The organism is Comamonas antarctica (assembly GCF_013363755.1).
Lineage (GTDB): Bacteria > Pseudomonadota > Gammaproteobacteria > Burkholderiales > Burkholderiaceae_C > Comamonas > Comamonas antarctica.
Window position 1 is genome coordinate 574,108 of record NZ_CP054841.1, and the last position, 14,865, is coordinate 588,972.

Sequence of the window (14,865 nt, forward strand, 5' to 3'; positions counted from 1 at the left end):
ATCGGAAAATACCAAAACGATATTGGACAGCGTGGGGGGTGCCACGTAATGTCGGCTTCAGTGCATTTGCCCGAGAGCCACCCATGACCCAATACCTGCTGTACGAACAAGATGCCCATGTCGTCACGCTCACGCTCAACGACCCGGAGCGCCACAACCCGCTGACCGGCAGCTCGCTGCTCGATGAATTGCTAGCCGCGCTCCAGCGCATCGAGGCCGACCGCTCGGTGCGCGTGGTGATCCTGACCGGCAAGGGCGCGTCCTTCAGCGCCGGCGGCAACGTCAAGGCCATGCTGCGCCAGGCCAGCGGCGAGGTCGACGCGATGCAGGTGCGCCAGGAATACCGCAGCGGCATCCAGCGCCTGCCGCTGGCGCTGTTCAACCTCGAGGTACCGGTGATCGCGGCCATCAACGGCCATGCGATCGGCGCCGGCCTGGACCTGAGCTGCATGTGCGACATGCGCATTGCCGTCGACAGCGCGAAGTTCGCCGAGAGCTTCGTCAAGGTCGGCATCGTGGCCGGCGACGGCGGCGCCTGGCTGCTGCCGCGCATCATCGGGCTGTCGCGCGCGGCCGAGCTGTCCTTCACCGGCCGCAGCATCGATGCGCGCCAGGCGCTGGAGTGGAACCTGGTGTCGCAGGTGGTGCCCGCGGCCGAGCTGATGCCGGCCGCGCGCAAATTGGCCGAGGAGATTGCCGCCAACCCGCCGCATGCCGTGCGCCTGACCAAGCGGCTGATCCGCGAAGGCATGACCACGCGCCTCGATACGCTGCTGGAGATGGCCGCGATGTACCAGGCCGTGTCGCACCAGACCGCCGACCACCGCGAGGCGGTCATGGCCTTCATCGAGAAGCGCAAGCCCGATTTCAGCCGCTGAAAACCGCTTCGGGCGCTGCGGTTATGCTCCGAGCCACGATGATCACCATGGACCTGCGGCGCATCCGCCACTTCGTCACGCTCGCGGAAACGCTTAATTTCCGCATGGCGGCCGAGCGGCTGCACATGTCCCAGCCGCCGCTGTCGGTGTCGATCCAGAAGCTCGAAGCCGAACTCGGCACCAAGCTGTTCACGCGCGGCAGCGGCGGCGTCGCGCTGACGCCCAGCGGCCGCGCGGCGCTGGCCGAGGCGCGCCGGCTGCTGTTCCACAACGACCAGTTCGTCGACCTCGCGAGCCAGGCCTCGCATGGCACGGGCGGCACGCTGGAGGTCGGCTTCGTCGGCTCCTGCACCTTTGGACTGCTGCAAAAGCTGGTGCCGCGCTTTCGCATCGAGTACCCGGGCGTGGACCTGATCCTCAAGGAAGCCACCTCGACCGCCATCCTGCAGCAGATCGAGAACGACGAACTGGACATCGGCCTGGTGCGCACCCCGCTGCTCGACAGCGCCCAGGTCAGGCTGGTGATGCTCGAGACCGAGGAGTTCGTGGCCGCGATTCCGCGCGGCAACCCGCTGGCCGCCCGGCACGAGCTGCAGCTTGCCGAGCTGTCGCACGAAGCCTTCGTGATGTACACGCGCAACTATGCGGCGGGCCTGCACAGCGCGGCCATGCTTGCCTGCCAGCATGCGGGCTTCATTCCGCGCGTGGCGCAGGAAGCCACGCAGGTGCAGACGGTGCTGGCCATGGTCGAGAGCGGCCTGGGCGTGGCGCTGGTGCCATCGATCATGCAACGCTTTGCCAGCGAGAAGATGGTCTACCGCAAGCTGCTCAAGCTGCCGCAGGCGGCCTCGATCGGCATGGCGCTGGCCTACCGCCCGGAGATGGAAAGCGCCGCCGCCCAGCGCTTTCGCCAGCTTGCCGAGCGCGAGTTCTCGGGCTACGGCGAAGGGCTGGTCAGCGCGCTCTGACGGGCCCCTTCTTGCGCCGCGCGGCGCTTGCCCTCTTGCATCGCCTCCGGCTTGCGCCACCCAGGCACAGCCGCGCCATGTCGCGGGTTTTCCCCATGTATTCAATCTTGTGTTTTTGCAACGCAGTGGCTAAAGTCCATGCAAAACACAATCCTGTATACAAATGCTTGAAAATGCCGACAAACCCAGTTCGCAGAACGTGCTGGCCCAAGTCAGCGATTACCTGACCGGCCTCAAGGCCTCGATCGAGGCGCCGGTGCGCGTGCGCGAGGAAGAGCTCGCGGGCCGGCTCGGCGTGAGCCGCACGCCGGTGCGCGAGGCGCTGATCCGGCTTGACACCATTGGCCTGGTCAGCCTGCGCCCGGGCAAGGGCGCGCTGCTTGCCCCTACCTCGGATACCGACTACCTCGAATGGCTGCAGATCCGCGAGCAGCTCGAAGGCCTGGCCACACGCGAGGCGGCAATGAACGCCACCCAGCGCGACGTCGACCACCTGCGCCGGATCTTTGCGCCGTTCATGGACGCAGCGCAGGCCGCGGCGCAACCGGCCAATGCCTATGCCAGGGCCAATGTCGACTTCCACCAGGAGATCGTGCGCCTGTCGGGCAACGCGCTGCTGGTGAAGATGTGGGCGCTGTTCGGCCACCTGCAGACCAGCTACCGGCGCCAGACCATTGCCCGGCTGCACCGCCAGGACGACTCCATGCGCGAGCACCTCGAAATCATCGACGCCATCCACCGGCGCGATGCCGATGGCGCCGAAGACATTGCCCGGCGCCATGTGCGCAGCCTGCTCAAGGCCTTTGCCGCGGCCACCCCACCCTGACCTGATGGAACAGAAGATGAAGTTTGCAACTTTCCTGCCGGCGCAGTCGCGCCAGCCGTCCCTGGGCGTCGAGACGCCGTCCGGCGACTTTCTCGACCTCACCGCGGCCGCCGCCGTGCTCGGCCCGGTGATTCCCGGCTCGATGGCGCAGCTGATCCGCGGCGGCGCGGCGGCCATCCAGGCGGTGGCCGAAGCCCTGGCGAGCCCCCGCGTCAACGGCCTGCTGCAGGCCCGCGACAGCCTCACTTTCCTGCCGCCGATACGCACCGGCAAGAACGTCTTCTGCGTGGGCCGCAACTACCGCGAGCACATCATCGAAGGCAACCGTGCCAACGGCCGGCCCGAAAACCAGTTTCCCGAAGCCATCGAGTTCTTCACCAAGCCGGCGACGGCGCTGGTCGGCCACCAGGGCGCGGTGCTGCGCCATGAAGCCATCACCAACAGCCTCGACTATGAGGTCGAGCTGGCCATCGTGATCGGCAAGGGCGGCGCCAACATCCGCGAAGAAGACGCGCTGCAGCATGTGTTCGGCTACACCGTGGTCAACGACATCACCGCGCGCGACCTGCAAAAGCGCCACGGCCAGTGGTTCAAGGGCAAGGGCCTCGACACCAGCTGCCCGGTGGGCCCGGTGATCACCCACCACAGCGCCATCGCCGACCCGAACCAGCTCGAACTGAGCCTCACGGTGAACGGCGAGCAGCGCCAGCGGCACAACACCAACGACATGATCTTCAGCGTGCAGCGCATCATCGCCGAGCTGTCCATCGGCATGACGCTCGAGCCCGGCGACATCATCTCCACCGGCACGCCGCAGGGCGTGGGCTTTGCCATGACCCCGCCCGCCTGCCTGCAGGCCGGCGATGTGGTGCGGGCCACGGTGCAAGGCATAGGCACGCTGGAAAACCGCATCGTTGGCGGCTGACCCCACCCGCATTCCAAAAAAACCTCCAGGGAGACAAGAGCATGAAAAAAATCACCGGCATCGTGCTGGCCGCCGCCATCCATTCCATCGCTTTCAGCGCCCACGCCGACGGCAAGACCATCGAGCTGGTGGTGCCGTTTGCCACCGGCGGCTCGACCGACGTCTACGCGCGTTTTCTCGCCAAGGAACTCGCCACCGAGCTCAAGGCCAATCTGATCGTGGTGAACCGCCCGGGCGCGGGCGGCGGCGTGGGCGCCGCGGCCGTGGCGCGCGCCGTGCCCGACGGCAAGACCATCCTGCTGGGCACCATCAGCACGCATGCCATCAATTCCTGGATCTACAGCAACATGCCCTACGACCCGGCCAAGGACTTCACGCCCGTGGCCAAGGTCGTGGCCATGCCCAATGTGCTGGTGGTGCGCGCCGAATCCCCGATCAAGAGCGTCGATGACCTGGTGAACGCGTCGAAGGCCAAGCAGCTGACCTTTGGCTCGGCCGGCGGCGGCACCACCAGCAACCTGGCCGGCGAGTTGATGAAGCAGGTCAAGCCCGAAATGAAGCTGACCCATGTGCCCTACAAGGGCTCGGCGCCGGCCATCACCGACCTGATCGGCGGCCATACCGACCTGCAGTTCGACAACCTGACCAGCCTGCTGGGCCAGATCCAGTCCGGGCGCCTGCGCGCGCTGGCGGTCTCGTCGGCCCAGCCTTCGGAGCAGCTGCCCGGCATCAAGCCGCTGGCCGAGCAGGGCTTCAAGGGCTACGACCTGCAGTCGTGGTTCGGCATCTTCCTGCCCAAGGGCGCCTCGGCGGCGACCGTCGCCGAACTGTCGGAGGCGCTCAAGCGCGCCTACGCCAAGCCCGAGTTCCTGCAGCAGATCAAGGCTGCGGGCATCACGCCCGACTTGGTCCTGACGCCGGAATTCAACCGCTTTGTCGCGGCCGAGCAGGACAAGTGGGGCAAGGTCGTCAAGGCCGCCAACATCAAGCTGGACTGAGCGCACGCCGCGTGAAAAACATCTACAACCTGGAAGACTTCCGCGGCCTGGCGCGCCAGCGGCTGCCGGCATCGATGTATGCCTACATCGCCAACGGCGCCGAGGACGAGCTGTCGCTGCGCTGGAACCGCGCGGCGTTCGAGGACTATGAGTTCATTCCGCGCATGCTGGTCGACGTGTCGGCCCGGACGCAGCACATCGAACTCTTCGGCCAGCGCTACGCCAGCCCGTTCGGCATCGCGCCCGTGGGCCTGGGCGCGATGTACCACTTCGACGGCGACGTGGCACTGGCGCGCGCCGCGCATGCGCATGGCATTCCCTATGTGCTCAGCGGCGCCTCGCTCACGCGGCTGGAGAAGGTCGCGGCCGCGGCGCCGGGCATCTGGTTCCAGGCCTACCTGCCGGGCGATCCGCGCGAGGTCCAGCGCCTGCTCGACCGCGCCGCGGCCGCGGGCATCGCCAACCTGGTGATCACCGTCGATATCCCGGTGTCGGTGAGCCCGGACCGCTATGCGCGCTTTGGTTTCTCGTCGCCGCTGCGGCCATCGCTGGACATGCTGTGGCAAGGCGTGACCCATCCGCGCTGGACCATCGGCACCTTCCTGCGCACGCTGGCCCAGCATGGCATGCCGCATCTGGAGAACTGGCGCGCCGACCGCGGCAATCCAGTGCTGTCCTCCACGCTGCAAAAAGACGTCAGGAACCGCGACAACTTCACCTGGGACCATATCCGCGTGGCCCGCAGCCACTGGCAGGGCCGGCTCATCATCAAGGGCATCATGTGCGGCGCCGACGCAGTGCAGGCCCGGGAGGCGGGCGCCGACGGCATCATCGTCTCCAACCATGGCGGGCGCCAGGCCGACAGCGTGGCCACGCCGCTGAGCGTGCTGGCCGAGGTCGTCGAGGCGGCCCCGGGCCTGGTGGTGATGATGGATGGCGGCATTCGCCGCGGCGCGGATGTGCTCAAAGCGCTGGCACTGGGCGCGCGCTGTGTGTTTGCGGGCCGGCCCTTCAACCTGGCGCTGGCCGCCGCTGGACAGCCGGGCGTCGAAACCGCGATCGCGCTGCTGCGCGACGAGCTGCAGCGCAACCTCGCGCTGCTGGGGCTCAATCACCCCTACGAGATCGGCCCCACGCGGCTGCGCCGGCGTGCGCGCTGAGGCGGCCAGCGCTGCGGCGCCAGGCCTACAGCCGGATGCCGCCCTGTCCGAGGGCCGTTGCCGACGCGCTGGCGCATGCTCTGGGCATGACGCAAGAGACGCCCAGCGACGCTGAATTCCAGCCTTTCATCGACGCGCAGCGCGGTGTGTTCGAGACCGCGCTGCAGGAGTTGCGCGCCGGACAAAAGCAGTCGCACTGGATGTGGTTCATCTTCCCCCAGCTCGACGGCCTGGGCCGCAGCGCGATGGCGCGGCGCTTTGCCATCCACGATCTGGCGCAAGCCCGGCGCTATCTGCAGCACCCGCTGCTCGGCGCGCGGCTGATCGCGGCGGCGCAAACCGCCCAGGCCGCATTGCAGCCCGGCACCGGCTTGCTGCATCTGTTCGGCGCCATCGACAGCCAGAAATTCATCTCCTGCATGACGCTTTTCCGCGCGGCTGCGGGTGAGGACTCGGTGTTTGCGCAGATCCTGCTGGGCCTGCAGGCCAGCGATGGCAAGACGCTGGAGCTGCTTGGCAGCCTATAGCGCTCGGGCCGTTGGCGGCACTTCACTGACGCTTGCGTTCAGCCTGGCCCGAGATCGCCTATAGCCGCCCGCAACTGTGCCACTTCCGCCGCGAGATTGCGCGCCGCTGCGCCAGCGAAGGCATTGCGCCCGCGCACCGTGTGGTACAGACCGGGTCCGGTGCGCAGAAAGGCTTCGAGCACCGCCAGCCGGCCGCGCAGGAACAGCGCCTCGGGCACATGCGCATACTCCTGGCGCACCTGCGCCTGGTATTGCGCGTAACGCTGCGGCGTCGCGCCAAGGATCGCCAGGTCGATGTCGACGATCAGCTTTTCATCCTCGGTGCGAGGCGTTGCGGCATGCTTGGTGACATCGATCAGCGCCACGATGGCCTGCGCCAGTTCTGGCCCTGCCTGCATCTGCGCCAGCATTTCCCGGGCAATGCGCGCGCTCATGTCTTCATTGTCCGACCGCTTCGGGTCATACACCACGTCGTGGAAGAACAGCGCCAGGGCCACCGCCTTCGGCCAGTCCTGCACTCCGCGCCATGCGTGCAGAAGATCGAGGGATTCCAACAGGTGCTGGGTGGTGTGGTAGGCACGCTGCGGCTCGCTCCAGCCGGCCAGCACGCGCGCGAACAGTTGCGCCGACACGGCGGCCGGCAATGCCGGGCAACTGCGCGCCCAATAGGCCTGCAGCCGATTTACCGCGCTGCTTTCTTGCGGATGGTTCATCGCCGCATTGTGTCGCATGCACTGGCCGGCCGCGCCCGCTGCGGCGACAATGCCCGCATGACGCAAAGCACCCAAGACTCCCGGCCGGTCTACCAGGCCGCCTGCCACTGCGGCAGTGTGCGTTTCAGCCTGCGGCTGGCCGACGGCCTGCGCAGCGCGCGCCGCTGCAACTGCTCGTACTGCCGCATGCGCGGCGCGGTCGCGGTCACGGTTCGGCTGGAGGACCTCGAGGTGCTGCAAGGCCAGGAATCGCTGGCGCTCTACCAGTTCCACACCGGCGAAGCCAAGCACCACTTCTGCGCACAGTGCGGCATCTACACCTTCCACCAGCGGCGCTCCTCGCCGGACCAGTACGGCGTCAACGTCGCCTGCATCGAAGGCATGAGCCCGTTTGACTTTGCCGAGGTGCCGGTCAGCGACGGCGTGCACCATCCCAAGGACCGTGCGGACGGCGCGGCGCCCCCTGCGGGCTGGCTGCGCTACGAAGCCAATCCCGCGGCGCGGAACAACTGAACGGCCAATGCCCGCCGCCCGGCGCCCGCGCCCCAGGCCCGGGATAATCGCGGCTTTGCATTCCACCCGGGCGGCCTGGCCGGCCCGGGTGCATTTTTTCTGGAACGACACATGACAAGCATCACCGAGGACCTGCGCTTCGTGGGCATCGACGACGAAGGCTATGCGCAAGCCGTGGCCGCGGCCAGGAGCTTCCGGTATGGCGACGACCAGGCGGGCTTTGCCTTCACCGGCAAGGCCACGCTGATGTTCCAGCGCGAGGCACCCGAGTGGGAGCATGGCGCGTTCAGCAGCACGGTGCTGATCACCTTCATCGATCCGATCCAGGGCGCACCGGACGCGGAAGATGCGCAGGACGAAGACTTCCTGCGCGCGGTCAGCGACCGCGTGAATTTCCTGCACGTTCCGGTCGAGTGCCAGGACATGCAGGTCGACGACGTCTGGGGCATCGACTGCGAGTTTTTGATGTTTGCCCTGCCCCACCCCCAGGATGAAGGCGCCAGCGCCTGGCTGCTGGTTCCCGGACCCGGGCAGCGCACGGTCTCGTCGCGGCACACGGTGCAGGACTACCAGCTGGCGGAACTGAAGCGCGCCGCGGCCGAGCTGGGCCTCGATGGCTCCGAGGAACCCAAGCTGCGTTGAACTCCCGGGCGGGGAACGCGGGCCGTGCGGCCTATGCGCCAAACCCCGCCAGTGCCAGCACATGCGGCCGGCCTATCCACAGCGCGCGGTCGCGGTGGTCGGTCAGCGCGTCGCCGGTGTTGGGATGCAGGAAGACATCGAGCGCGCCATGGTTCAGCGCCAGCCAGCCCACGACCTGCGCAAAATCTTCCAGACTGATGCGCAGCTGAAAACTCCACATTGGATGCGGCCCGACGGGACGCTCATGGAAGCGGCCGATATCGACCCGCGGCGCAAATGCCCGCGTCGCGGCTTCGCGCAAGGCCCAGGCCGCGTCCCGGCTCGACGCATCGAAATAGACATGGGCATGCCAGTCCTGGATCTGGGTGGGGTTTAAAAAGTTCATGTTGCTCCATTGCCGCGCGCCCTGGGCGCAACCCGCCCCGGGCCCGAAGCGCATCGCTCGGTGGAAGCCGGATTTTCGCACTCCGCCCCCGCCCGTCGGACGCCAGAATTTAGCCGCTAAAATTTTTCGCGGCGGGGGCGGGAGGTCTTCGCCGACAATGGCGGCCCGGAAAATGAATGGATCAGCAATGAGCACAGAACAACAAGCCACCGACTGGAATGCCTGGAGCCGCGAGGCCGTGGAGGCCATGGTGGCCGGCAATGCCCGCTGGCAGAGCGAGTTCGGTCTGCAAGGATCGCCCAAGTACCACTGGGACCTGGAAAGCGCCACATTGACGTTCGAAGGCACGCTGGGCCAGGTGCTGGCCACTGTATGCCTGGTGGGCACGACCAGTGCCAGCGAAGGCAGCTTTGTCTGGAGCTGGGCCAACGAGGCCATTCCACGCCAGCATGGCGCGGCGCTGGAGGTGGTGCATGACTTCGGCCGCGAAAACCAGCTGGCGCTGCTGACCACGCCGCGCATCCAGGGCGGGCGTCCCGAGGCCACCGAGTGCCTGTGCATCGCCGGCCGCCTGCAGCGCGCCGTCGGCACCTTCATCGACCAGCAAGGCGACGTGACGCTGTACTTCACGCTGCTGCACCTGCGCATGGCGCCGGCCCAGGGCGAGTGGCTGCACTGAACCCGCGCTGATCGCTGTCAGGACCCCATCACTACCGGCCCGCCCTTTTGCAGCGCGCGCTGGTAGGCGGGCCGCTGCTGCATGCGCTCGCGATACGCCAGCAGATGCGGCCAGCCGGCGACATTGCCGCCGCGCGCCAGCGCCGCCTCGACCGCAAAGCTCATCTGGAAATCGGCCATGGTGAGGTGCTCGCCCGCGAACCAGCGCTGCTGCGCCAGATGTGCGTCCATGAACGCCAGCGCGGTCTGCACATTCGGATCGATGAGCTTTTGCGCGACCGTGGCGCACAGCGCGCGCGCCACCGGGCGCACGAAAAAAGGCATGGGCTGGTGCGGGATGGTGCTGAACACCAGTTTCATGACCAGCCAGTTCATCAGCGAGCCTTCGGCGTAATGCATCCAGAAGCGGCACTGCCGGTATTCTGGCGTGCCGCGCGCCGGCTCGAGATGCGCCAGTTCGGCAGGCGCCTGCGCCGCATGGCACTCGGCCAGGTACTCGATGATGGCGCCCGACTCGGCCACCACGGTGCTGCCGTCAGTGATCACCGGCGACTTGCCCAGCGGATGAATCGCCTTGAGCTCGGGCGGCGCCAGGCGGGTTTTCGGATCGCGCCGGTAGCGCTTGAGTTCATAGGGCACGCCCAGCTCTTCGAGCAGCCACAGGACGCGTTGCGAGCGCGAGGTTTCAAGATGGTGCACGGTCAACGTCATCGGGGTCTCCTCGGGTGATGGGCCAGTTTAGCCAACCGCACCGCTCGCCGCTTGCGGCGGGCACCAGCACCGTCGAGCGCCGCGCGCAGGCCGGATCCGCTATGACCTGCCGATCAGCAGCGAAACCACCCCGGCCGCAATCAGCGGCCCGACCGGCACGCCGCGGAAGAACGCCACGCCCAGGATCGTGCCGACCATCAGCCCGGCCACCACGCCCGGCTGCGCCGACATCAGCGTCACGCCGCGCCCGCCCAGCCACGCCACGAAAATGCCCACCAGGATCGCCACGCCCGACTTCCAGTGGGTGAAGGATTTGAGCAGGTCCATCGCCGGAATCTTGCCGCTGGCAATCGGCACCATCACCGCCACCATCAGCAGGAAGATGCCGATATTGAGGCCATGCTTTTGCAGCCACGGAAAATACAGTGCCAGCGGCGAGACGCGGATCACGATCAGCACCACCATGGCGGCCGCCACGGTGTAATTGCCGGCAAACATGCTGAGCCCAGCCAGGGCCAGGAGAATGAGGACGATGGGTTCGAACAGAGACATGACAGGACCGGGTGCCAGTGCAGGGACGGGTCGTTCAGTGGAAACCCGGATTTTGGCATTCCTGGCTGGAGCTTGGATTCCAGCGGGCAAAACTTTGGCTCGATGTTGAGCGGATGGGTCGATTCAGGGGTGAGGTTCTGCAACAGGCTTCCATGTCGGGCTAGCGCTGCGTACAACGAGCTATTACTTACGTCCAATGCGCGGGCAATGAGTGGTGTTGCCAGCTTGATGGTTGAGTGCATAGAAGCATTGGGTAGACCACTGGACCTGCGGCCGGTGGCGAGGTCGGCTTTGCAGCGATTACAGCCAGTCGCACAACAGCGCCGTTCTAAGGTAGATCAAAGTTGCTTTTGTCAGGCGTGTAGAGTGCGTTCGGCATTTAAAGCCGCCGCCATGGTATTCCTGCCGCTGTTGCATGTCATTGGCGCCAATCTGCAAGCTGACGATGATTCGTAGCGGAACGGCAGCGGTGAACTATCTGCCGCTGCGCACAGTCAGGTGCGATGCATGCAGATCCCGCATTGGGTGGTCGGTTCGGATGGCAATGCAGATATCCCTGCACAGATTTTTGAGCTCGGAGTCTGGCAACAGTTCGGGCTCTGTTCTTTGTAGGCCTGCGCTGTGCATCGGTTCGGAAATTCACCCCATAAGCCCGTGCAATACTCGCCCTCGTAGGGTTGAAACCCCAAGCCCACGTTCGTAATACATGACCCAAGAAACCAATAACCTCGCCGCTGACCTTTGGGCGCTGGCCGATCTGCTGCGCGGCGACTTCAAGCAAAGCCAATATGGCCGCGTCATCCTGCCCTTTGCGCTGCTGCGCCGCTTGGAGTGTGTGCTGGAAAGCAGCAAGCCCGCTGTGCTGGCCGAAGCCGCCAAGGTCGAGAAGATGGCGATTGCCGAAGAGGCCAAGGAAAAGCTGCTCCGGCGCGCCTCTGGCGGGCTGTCTTTTTTCAACACCTCGCCTATGGACCTCAGCACCCTCGGTGAGTCGGGCATCAAAGCCAATCTGGAACGCTACATCCAGTGCTTTTCCAAAGACGCCCGCGAGATTTTTGATCACTTCAAGTTTTCTGAATTCGTTAGTCTGCTGAACGACGCCAACCTGCTCTACAAAGTGGTGCAAAAAGTCCGCACCATGGATCTGCACCCCAAGGTCGTTTCCAACCACGACATGGGGCTGGTGTTTGAAGAGCTGATCCGCAAGTTTGCCGAAAGCTCCAACGAGACGGCGGGCGAGCACTTCACCCCGCGTGACATCGTGCGCCTCACCACCTCGCTGGTATTCATGGAAGACGATGAAGCCCTCACCAAGCCCGGCATCATCCGCACCATTTACGACCCCACAGCGGGAACGGGCGGCTTTCTCTCGGCGGGCATGGAATATGTGCACGAGCTGAACCCACAGGCCGTGATGCGCGCCTTTGGCCAGGAGCTGAACCCCGAGAGCTACGCCATCTGCAAGGCTGACATGCTTATCAAGGGGCAGGATGTCAGCAACATCAAGCTCGGCAACACGCTCTCCAACGACCACCTCTACGCCAGCAAGTTCGATTACATGCTCTCCAACCCGCCCTTTGGCGTGGACTGGAAAAAGATCGAAGGCGACATTACCGACGAACACACCCTCAAAGGCTTTGACGGCCGTTTTGGCCCCGGCCTGCCGCGGGTGTCCGATGGATCGCTGCTGTTTTTGCTGCATCTCATCAGCAAACTGCGCGATGTGAAGGACGGCGGCTCACGCATCGGCATCATCCTCAATGGCTCGCCGCTGTTCACTGGTGGCGCAGGCTCGGGCGAATCCGAAATCCGGCGCCATATTCTGGAAAGCGATCTGCTCGAAGCCATCGTCGCCCTGCCCACCGACATGTTCTACAACACCGGCATTGCCACCTATGTGTGGGTGCTGTCGAACAAAAAGCCTGCTGAGCGCAAAGGCAAGGTGCAGCTCATCAACGGCGCCAACCTCTGCGGCAAGATGCGCAAATCGCTGGGCAGCAAGCGCAATGTGATGGACGAGGCCGACATTGCCACCATCACCCGTTGCTTTGGCAGGTTTGAGGTGATCGAGACGCAGGCGCTCAACAAACTGGCGGAAGCCAAAAGCAACCGGGGCCGCCAAGCCGCCAACCCCAAGCCCGAAGGCGTCAAAACCTTTGCCAGCAAAATTTTTGCCACGCACGAGTTTGGCTACCGCCGCATCACCATCGAGCGCCCCCTGCGCCTGTCGTGGCAGTTCAGCGATGAACGCATTGCCTGCCTGCGCTTTGAGTCTGGCGCGCTGAATGCAGCCATGCAGTGGGTCTACGCCGAGTACGGCCAGCCCTACTGGCAAGACGCTGCCGACTGCGACCTCTACGGCCAGCTGGACGACTACGCCGAAGAAATACGCGCCCACCTCAAGCGCCACTTTGCCGACCTCAAGGAAAAGCAGATCAAAGACCTGCTCGACGCCCGCACCTGGCTGGCACAAAAGGCGCTGTTGCTCAAGGCCCGCGCCCTGCAAAGCGCAATCGGCAGCGCCCAGCACGACGACTTCAATGCCTATAACGAAGCCATCAAGGGCGCCAGCAAAAAGGCAGGCATCACGCTCGATGCCAAAGAGAAAAAGCAGATCGCCGATGCCGTGAGCTGGAAGAGCCCAACCGCTGAAAAGGTGGTCAAGAAGGTGCATAAAGGCAAAGCCCATCCGCTCTACGGCCTGTTCGCCGTGAACCAGGAGGTCATCGAATACCAGGCCGATGGCGAGCTGCGCGATTTTGAAAACGTGGCCCTGGACCCCAGTCGCACCGTGAGCGAGAGCGTAGAGGCCTACTTCATCGCCGAAGTGCAGCCCCATGTGCCCGATGCGTGGATAGACGCCAGCAAGCGCGACGCCAAAGATGGCGAGATCGGTATCGTCGGCTATGAAATTCCGTTCAACCGCCACTTTTACCAGTACCAGCCGCCACGGCCGTTGGAAGAGATAGATGCCGACTTGGACGCCGTGAGCGCCGAGATCATGGCGCTGCTGCGTGAGGTGCATTCGTGAATCGGTACAAGGCTTATCCGGAGTATGAAAAATCAAAACTCCAATGGGCAGACAGAACACCAAAGCACTGGAATTCTGTACATCTTCGCTGGATTGCAAAACTATATGCCGGAGGTACGCCATCCAAGGCTATTGAGGAGTATTGGGAAAATGGGTCAGTTCCTTGGATTAATTCTGGCGAAGTAAATCAAGGCCTAATTTCGGAAGTATCAACCTACATTACAGAAGCTGCCTACAAAAACAGCAGTGCGAAATGGATTCCTAAAAATGCACTGGTGATGGCGCTTGCGGGGCAGGGAAAAACGAAAGGAATGATTGCGCAGCTTGCAATAGATGCAACATGCAATCAGTCTATGGCTGCCATCGTTTCTCAAGACTTACAGAGTTCACGTTATTTATTCTGGTGGTTGCACTCAAACTACCAGAACATCAGAAACATGGCCGGAGGCGACCTTCGAGATGGCCTAAATTTAGAGTTATTGGGCGATATAGGTTGTCCGATTCCAAATGTAGAAGAACAGTTGTCCATCGCCGCCTTCCTCGACCACGAAACGGCGAAGATTGATGCCTTGATCGAGAAGCAGCAGTGGTTGATTGAGTTGCTCAAGGAAAAGCGCCAAGCCGTCATCAGCCACGCCGTCACCAAAGGCCTCAACCCCAACGCCCCGATGAAAGACTCTGGCGTGGAGTGGCTAGGTGAAGTGCCTGCGCATTGGGGAATGACAAAATTTCACTATAAGATTGACTTACTCGAAGGGCCGGGGATTTTGGCGAATGACTTTCACGATGAGGGCGTGCCTCTATTGCGCATACAAAATGTGAAAGATAAGTTTGTAAGTAGAGACTACAAAACCTATCTATCCCCATCTAAAGTTCGAGCAAAGTGGGAGCACTTCCGAGTCGCGCAAGGCGATTTAATTATTAGCTGTAGTGCAACCACTGGTCTCGTATCTGAGGTTGGGGAAGACACAGTTGGGGCTGTCCCTTACACCGGCTTGATAAGACTGCGTCCACAAGTTAAGGCTTCCATCACCAAAGAATTCATTCGCTGTCTTGTTCAATCAGACCTTTTCTTTGAGCAAATAAAGCTACTCCAGTCAGGATCAACGATTCAGCATTTCGGGCCATACCATCTGCAGCAGATGCACATCACATTGCCTGCGCTTACTGAGCAAAATGAAATTGCAAAAGCCGTCAAAGAAAAAACAGCTCGTCTCGACAAACTAATTTCTATTGCAGATCAGCAAATTGAGCTCATGCAAGAACGCCGCACCGCTCTAATCTCCGCCGCCGTCACCGGCAAGATCGATGTGCGCGACTGGCAAGCCGCCGCCTGACGGCCTTCATCCACACAGCCC

General features: G+C 63.7%; 16 protein-coding genes. 12 read left to right on the forward strand and 4 right to left on the reverse strand.

Annotated features, from left to right (window positions below):
- Positions 1-83 precede the first annotated feature (83 nt).
- The 7 genes from HUK68_RS21940 (at position 84) to HUK68_RS21970 (ending at position 6,282) form a co-directional block, all read left to right on the forward strand.
- The gene (locus tag HUK68_RS21940) at positions 84-878 is read left to right on the forward strand and encodes a crotonase/enoyl-CoA hydratase family protein (protein ID WP_175506361.1); all 795 of its coding nucleotides are present in this window, start codon (positions 84-86) and stop codon (positions 876-878) included.
- A gap of 47 nt (positions 879-925) precedes the next feature.
- Positions 926-1,846: a LysR family transcriptional regulator gene (locus HUK68_RS21945; protein WP_175506458.1), complete on the forward strand. Its 921-nt coding sequence runs from the start codon at positions 926-928 to the stop codon at positions 1,844-1,846.
- Between the two features lie 163 nt (positions 1,847-2,009).
- Entirely contained in the window at positions 2,010-2,672 is a 663-nt protein-coding gene (locus HUK68_RS21950) for a GntR family transcriptional regulator (RefSeq protein ID WP_175506362.1), read from the forward strand.
- Positions 2,673-2,688: 16 nt separating this feature from the next.
- A complete protein-coding gene (locus tag HUK68_RS21955; protein WP_175506363.1) occupies positions 2,689-3,597 on the forward strand; it encodes a fumarylacetoacetate hydrolase family protein in 909 nt (302 codons plus the stop codon).
- Positions 3,598-3,638: 41 nt separating this feature from the next.
- A complete protein-coding gene (locus HUK68_RS21960; RefSeq protein ID WP_175506364.1) occupies positions 3,639-4,595 on the forward strand; it encodes a Bug family tripartite tricarboxylate transporter substrate binding protein in 957 nt (318 codons plus the stop codon).
- 11 nt (positions 4,596-4,606) lie between these two features.
- On the forward strand, positions 4,607-5,755 hold the full coding sequence (locus HUK68_RS21965; RefSeq protein ID WP_244146390.1) for an alpha-hydroxy acid oxidase: 1,149 nt from the start codon (positions 4,607-4,609) through the stop codon (positions 5,753-5,755).
- An 86-nt stretch (positions 5,756-5,841) separates the two neighbouring features.
- A complete protein-coding gene (locus tag HUK68_RS21970) occupies positions 5,842-6,282 on the forward strand; it encodes a DUF1810 domain-containing protein (protein ID WP_175506365.1) in 441 nt (146 codons plus the stop codon).
- A gap of 38 nt (positions 6,283-6,320) precedes the next feature.
- Here the strand turns inward: HUK68_RS21970 and HUK68_RS21975 are convergent, their stop codons facing one another.
- Positions 6,321-6,995, reverse strand: coding sequence for an HD domain-containing protein (locus HUK68_RS21975; RefSeq protein ID WP_175506366.1), 675 nt, complete (start codon positions 6,993-6,995; stop codon positions 6,321-6,323).
- Positions 6,996-7,052: 57 nt separating this feature from the next.
- On the opposite strand from HUK68_RS21975, the gene HUK68_RS21980 reads away from it, so the two are divergent.
- The gene (locus HUK68_RS21980) at positions 7,053-7,508 is read left to right on the forward strand and encodes a GFA family protein (protein ID WP_175506367.1); all 456 of its coding nucleotides are present in this window, start codon (positions 7,053-7,055) and stop codon (positions 7,506-7,508) included.
- A gap of 111 nt (positions 7,509-7,619) precedes the next feature.
- Complete coding sequence (locus HUK68_RS21985) at positions 7,620-8,150, forward strand: hypothetical protein (RefSeq protein WP_175506368.1); 531 nt, start codon at positions 7,620-7,622, stop codon at positions 8,148-8,150.
- 31 nt (positions 8,151-8,181) lie between these two features.
- Here HUK68_RS21985 and HUK68_RS21990 read toward each other — a convergent pair whose 3' ends face one another.
- The gene (locus HUK68_RS21990) at positions 8,182-8,535 is read right to left on the reverse strand and encodes a DOPA 4,5-dioxygenase family protein (RefSeq protein ID WP_175506369.1); all 354 of its coding nucleotides are present in this window, start codon (positions 8,533-8,535) and stop codon (positions 8,182-8,184) included.
- 187 nt (positions 8,536-8,722) lie between these two features.
- Here HUK68_RS21990 and HUK68_RS21995 point away from each other — a divergent pair, with 187 nt between their 5' ends.
- Complete coding sequence (locus HUK68_RS21995; RefSeq protein WP_175506370.1) at positions 8,723-9,214, forward strand: DUF6882 domain-containing protein; 492 nt, start codon at positions 8,723-8,725, stop codon at positions 9,212-9,214.
- 17 nt (positions 9,215-9,231) lie between these two features.
- On the opposite strand, the gene HUK68_RS22000 is transcribed toward HUK68_RS21995, so the two are convergent.
- Together HUK68_RS22000 and HUK68_RS22005 are read right to left on the reverse strand one after the other, a co-directional pair.
- Positions 9,232-9,924: a glutathione S-transferase family protein gene (locus HUK68_RS22000; protein ID WP_175506371.1), complete on the reverse strand. Its 693-nt coding sequence runs from the start codon at positions 9,922-9,924 to the stop codon at positions 9,232-9,234.
- A gap of 99 nt (positions 9,925-10,023) precedes the next feature.
- Positions 10,024-10,470, reverse strand: coding sequence for a DUF441 domain-containing protein (locus HUK68_RS22005; RefSeq protein WP_175506460.1), 447 nt, complete (start codon positions 10,468-10,470; stop codon positions 10,024-10,026).
- A 712-nt stretch (positions 10,471-11,182) separates the two neighbouring features.
- On the opposite strand from HUK68_RS22005, the gene HUK68_RS22010 reads away from it, so the two are divergent.
- Positions 11,183-13,507, forward strand: coding sequence for a type I restriction-modification system subunit M (locus tag HUK68_RS22010; protein WP_175506372.1), 2,325 nt, complete (start codon positions 11,183-11,185; stop codon positions 13,505-13,507).
- Positions 13,504-14,844, forward strand: coding sequence for a restriction endonuclease subunit S (locus tag HUK68_RS22015; RefSeq protein WP_175506373.1), 1,341 nt, complete (start codon positions 13,504-13,506; stop codon positions 14,842-14,844). Before HUK68_RS22010 ends, HUK68_RS22015 begins: the two co-directional genes overlap by 4 nt.
- Positions 14,845-14,865: the final 21 nt, after the last annotated feature.

Bases quoted from the DNA above. Each gene is read 5' to 3' on its own strand.
- HUK68_RS21985 (WP_175506368.1), top strand. From the start codon at position 7,620: ATGACAAGCATCACCGAGGACCTGCGCTTCGTGGGCATCGACGACGAA.
- HUK68_RS21980 (WP_175506367.1), top strand. From the start codon at position 7,053: ATGACGCAAAGCACCCAAGACTCCCGGCCGGTCTACCAGGCCGCCTGC.
- HUK68_RS21950 (WP_175506362.1), top strand. From the start codon at position 2,010: ATGCTTGAAAATGCCGACAAACCCAGTTCGCAGAACGTGCTGGCCCAA.
- HUK68_RS22000 (WP_175506371.1), bottom strand. From the start codon at position 9,924: ATGACGTTGACCGTGCACCATCTTGAAACCTCGCGCTCGCAACGCGTC.
- HUK68_RS21995 (WP_175506370.1), top strand. From the start codon at position 8,723: ATGAGCACAGAACAACAAGCCACCGACTGGAATGCCTGGAGCCGCGAG.
- HUK68_RS21945 (WP_175506458.1), top strand. From the start codon at position 926: ATGGACCTGCGGCGCATCCGCCACTTCGTCACGCTCGCGGAAACGCTT.
- HUK68_RS21940 (WP_175506361.1), top strand. From the start codon at position 84: ATGACCCAATACCTGCTGTACGAACAAGATGCCCATGTCGTCACGCTC.
- HUK68_RS21970 (WP_175506365.1), top strand. From the start codon at position 5,842: ATGACGCAAGAGACGCCCAGCGACGCTGAATTCCAGCCTTTCATCGAC.
- HUK68_RS21975 (WP_175506366.1), bottom strand. From the start codon at position 6,995: ATGAACCATCCGCAAGAAAGCAGCGCGGTAAATCGGCTGCAGGCCTAT.
- HUK68_RS22010 (WP_175506372.1), top strand. From the start codon at position 11,183: ATGACCCAAGAAACCAATAACCTCGCCGCTGACCTTTGGGCGCTGGCC.
- HUK68_RS21955 (WP_175506363.1), top strand. From the start codon at position 2,689: ATGAAGTTTGCAACTTTCCTGCCGGCGCAGTCGCGCCAGCCGTCCCTG.
- HUK68_RS21990 (WP_175506369.1), bottom strand. From the start codon at position 8,535: ATGAACTTTTTAAACCCCACCCAGATCCAGGACTGGCATGCCCATGTC.
- HUK68_RS21960 (WP_175506364.1), top strand. From the start codon at position 3,639: ATGAAAAAAATCACCGGCATCGTGCTGGCCGCCGCCATCCATTCCATC.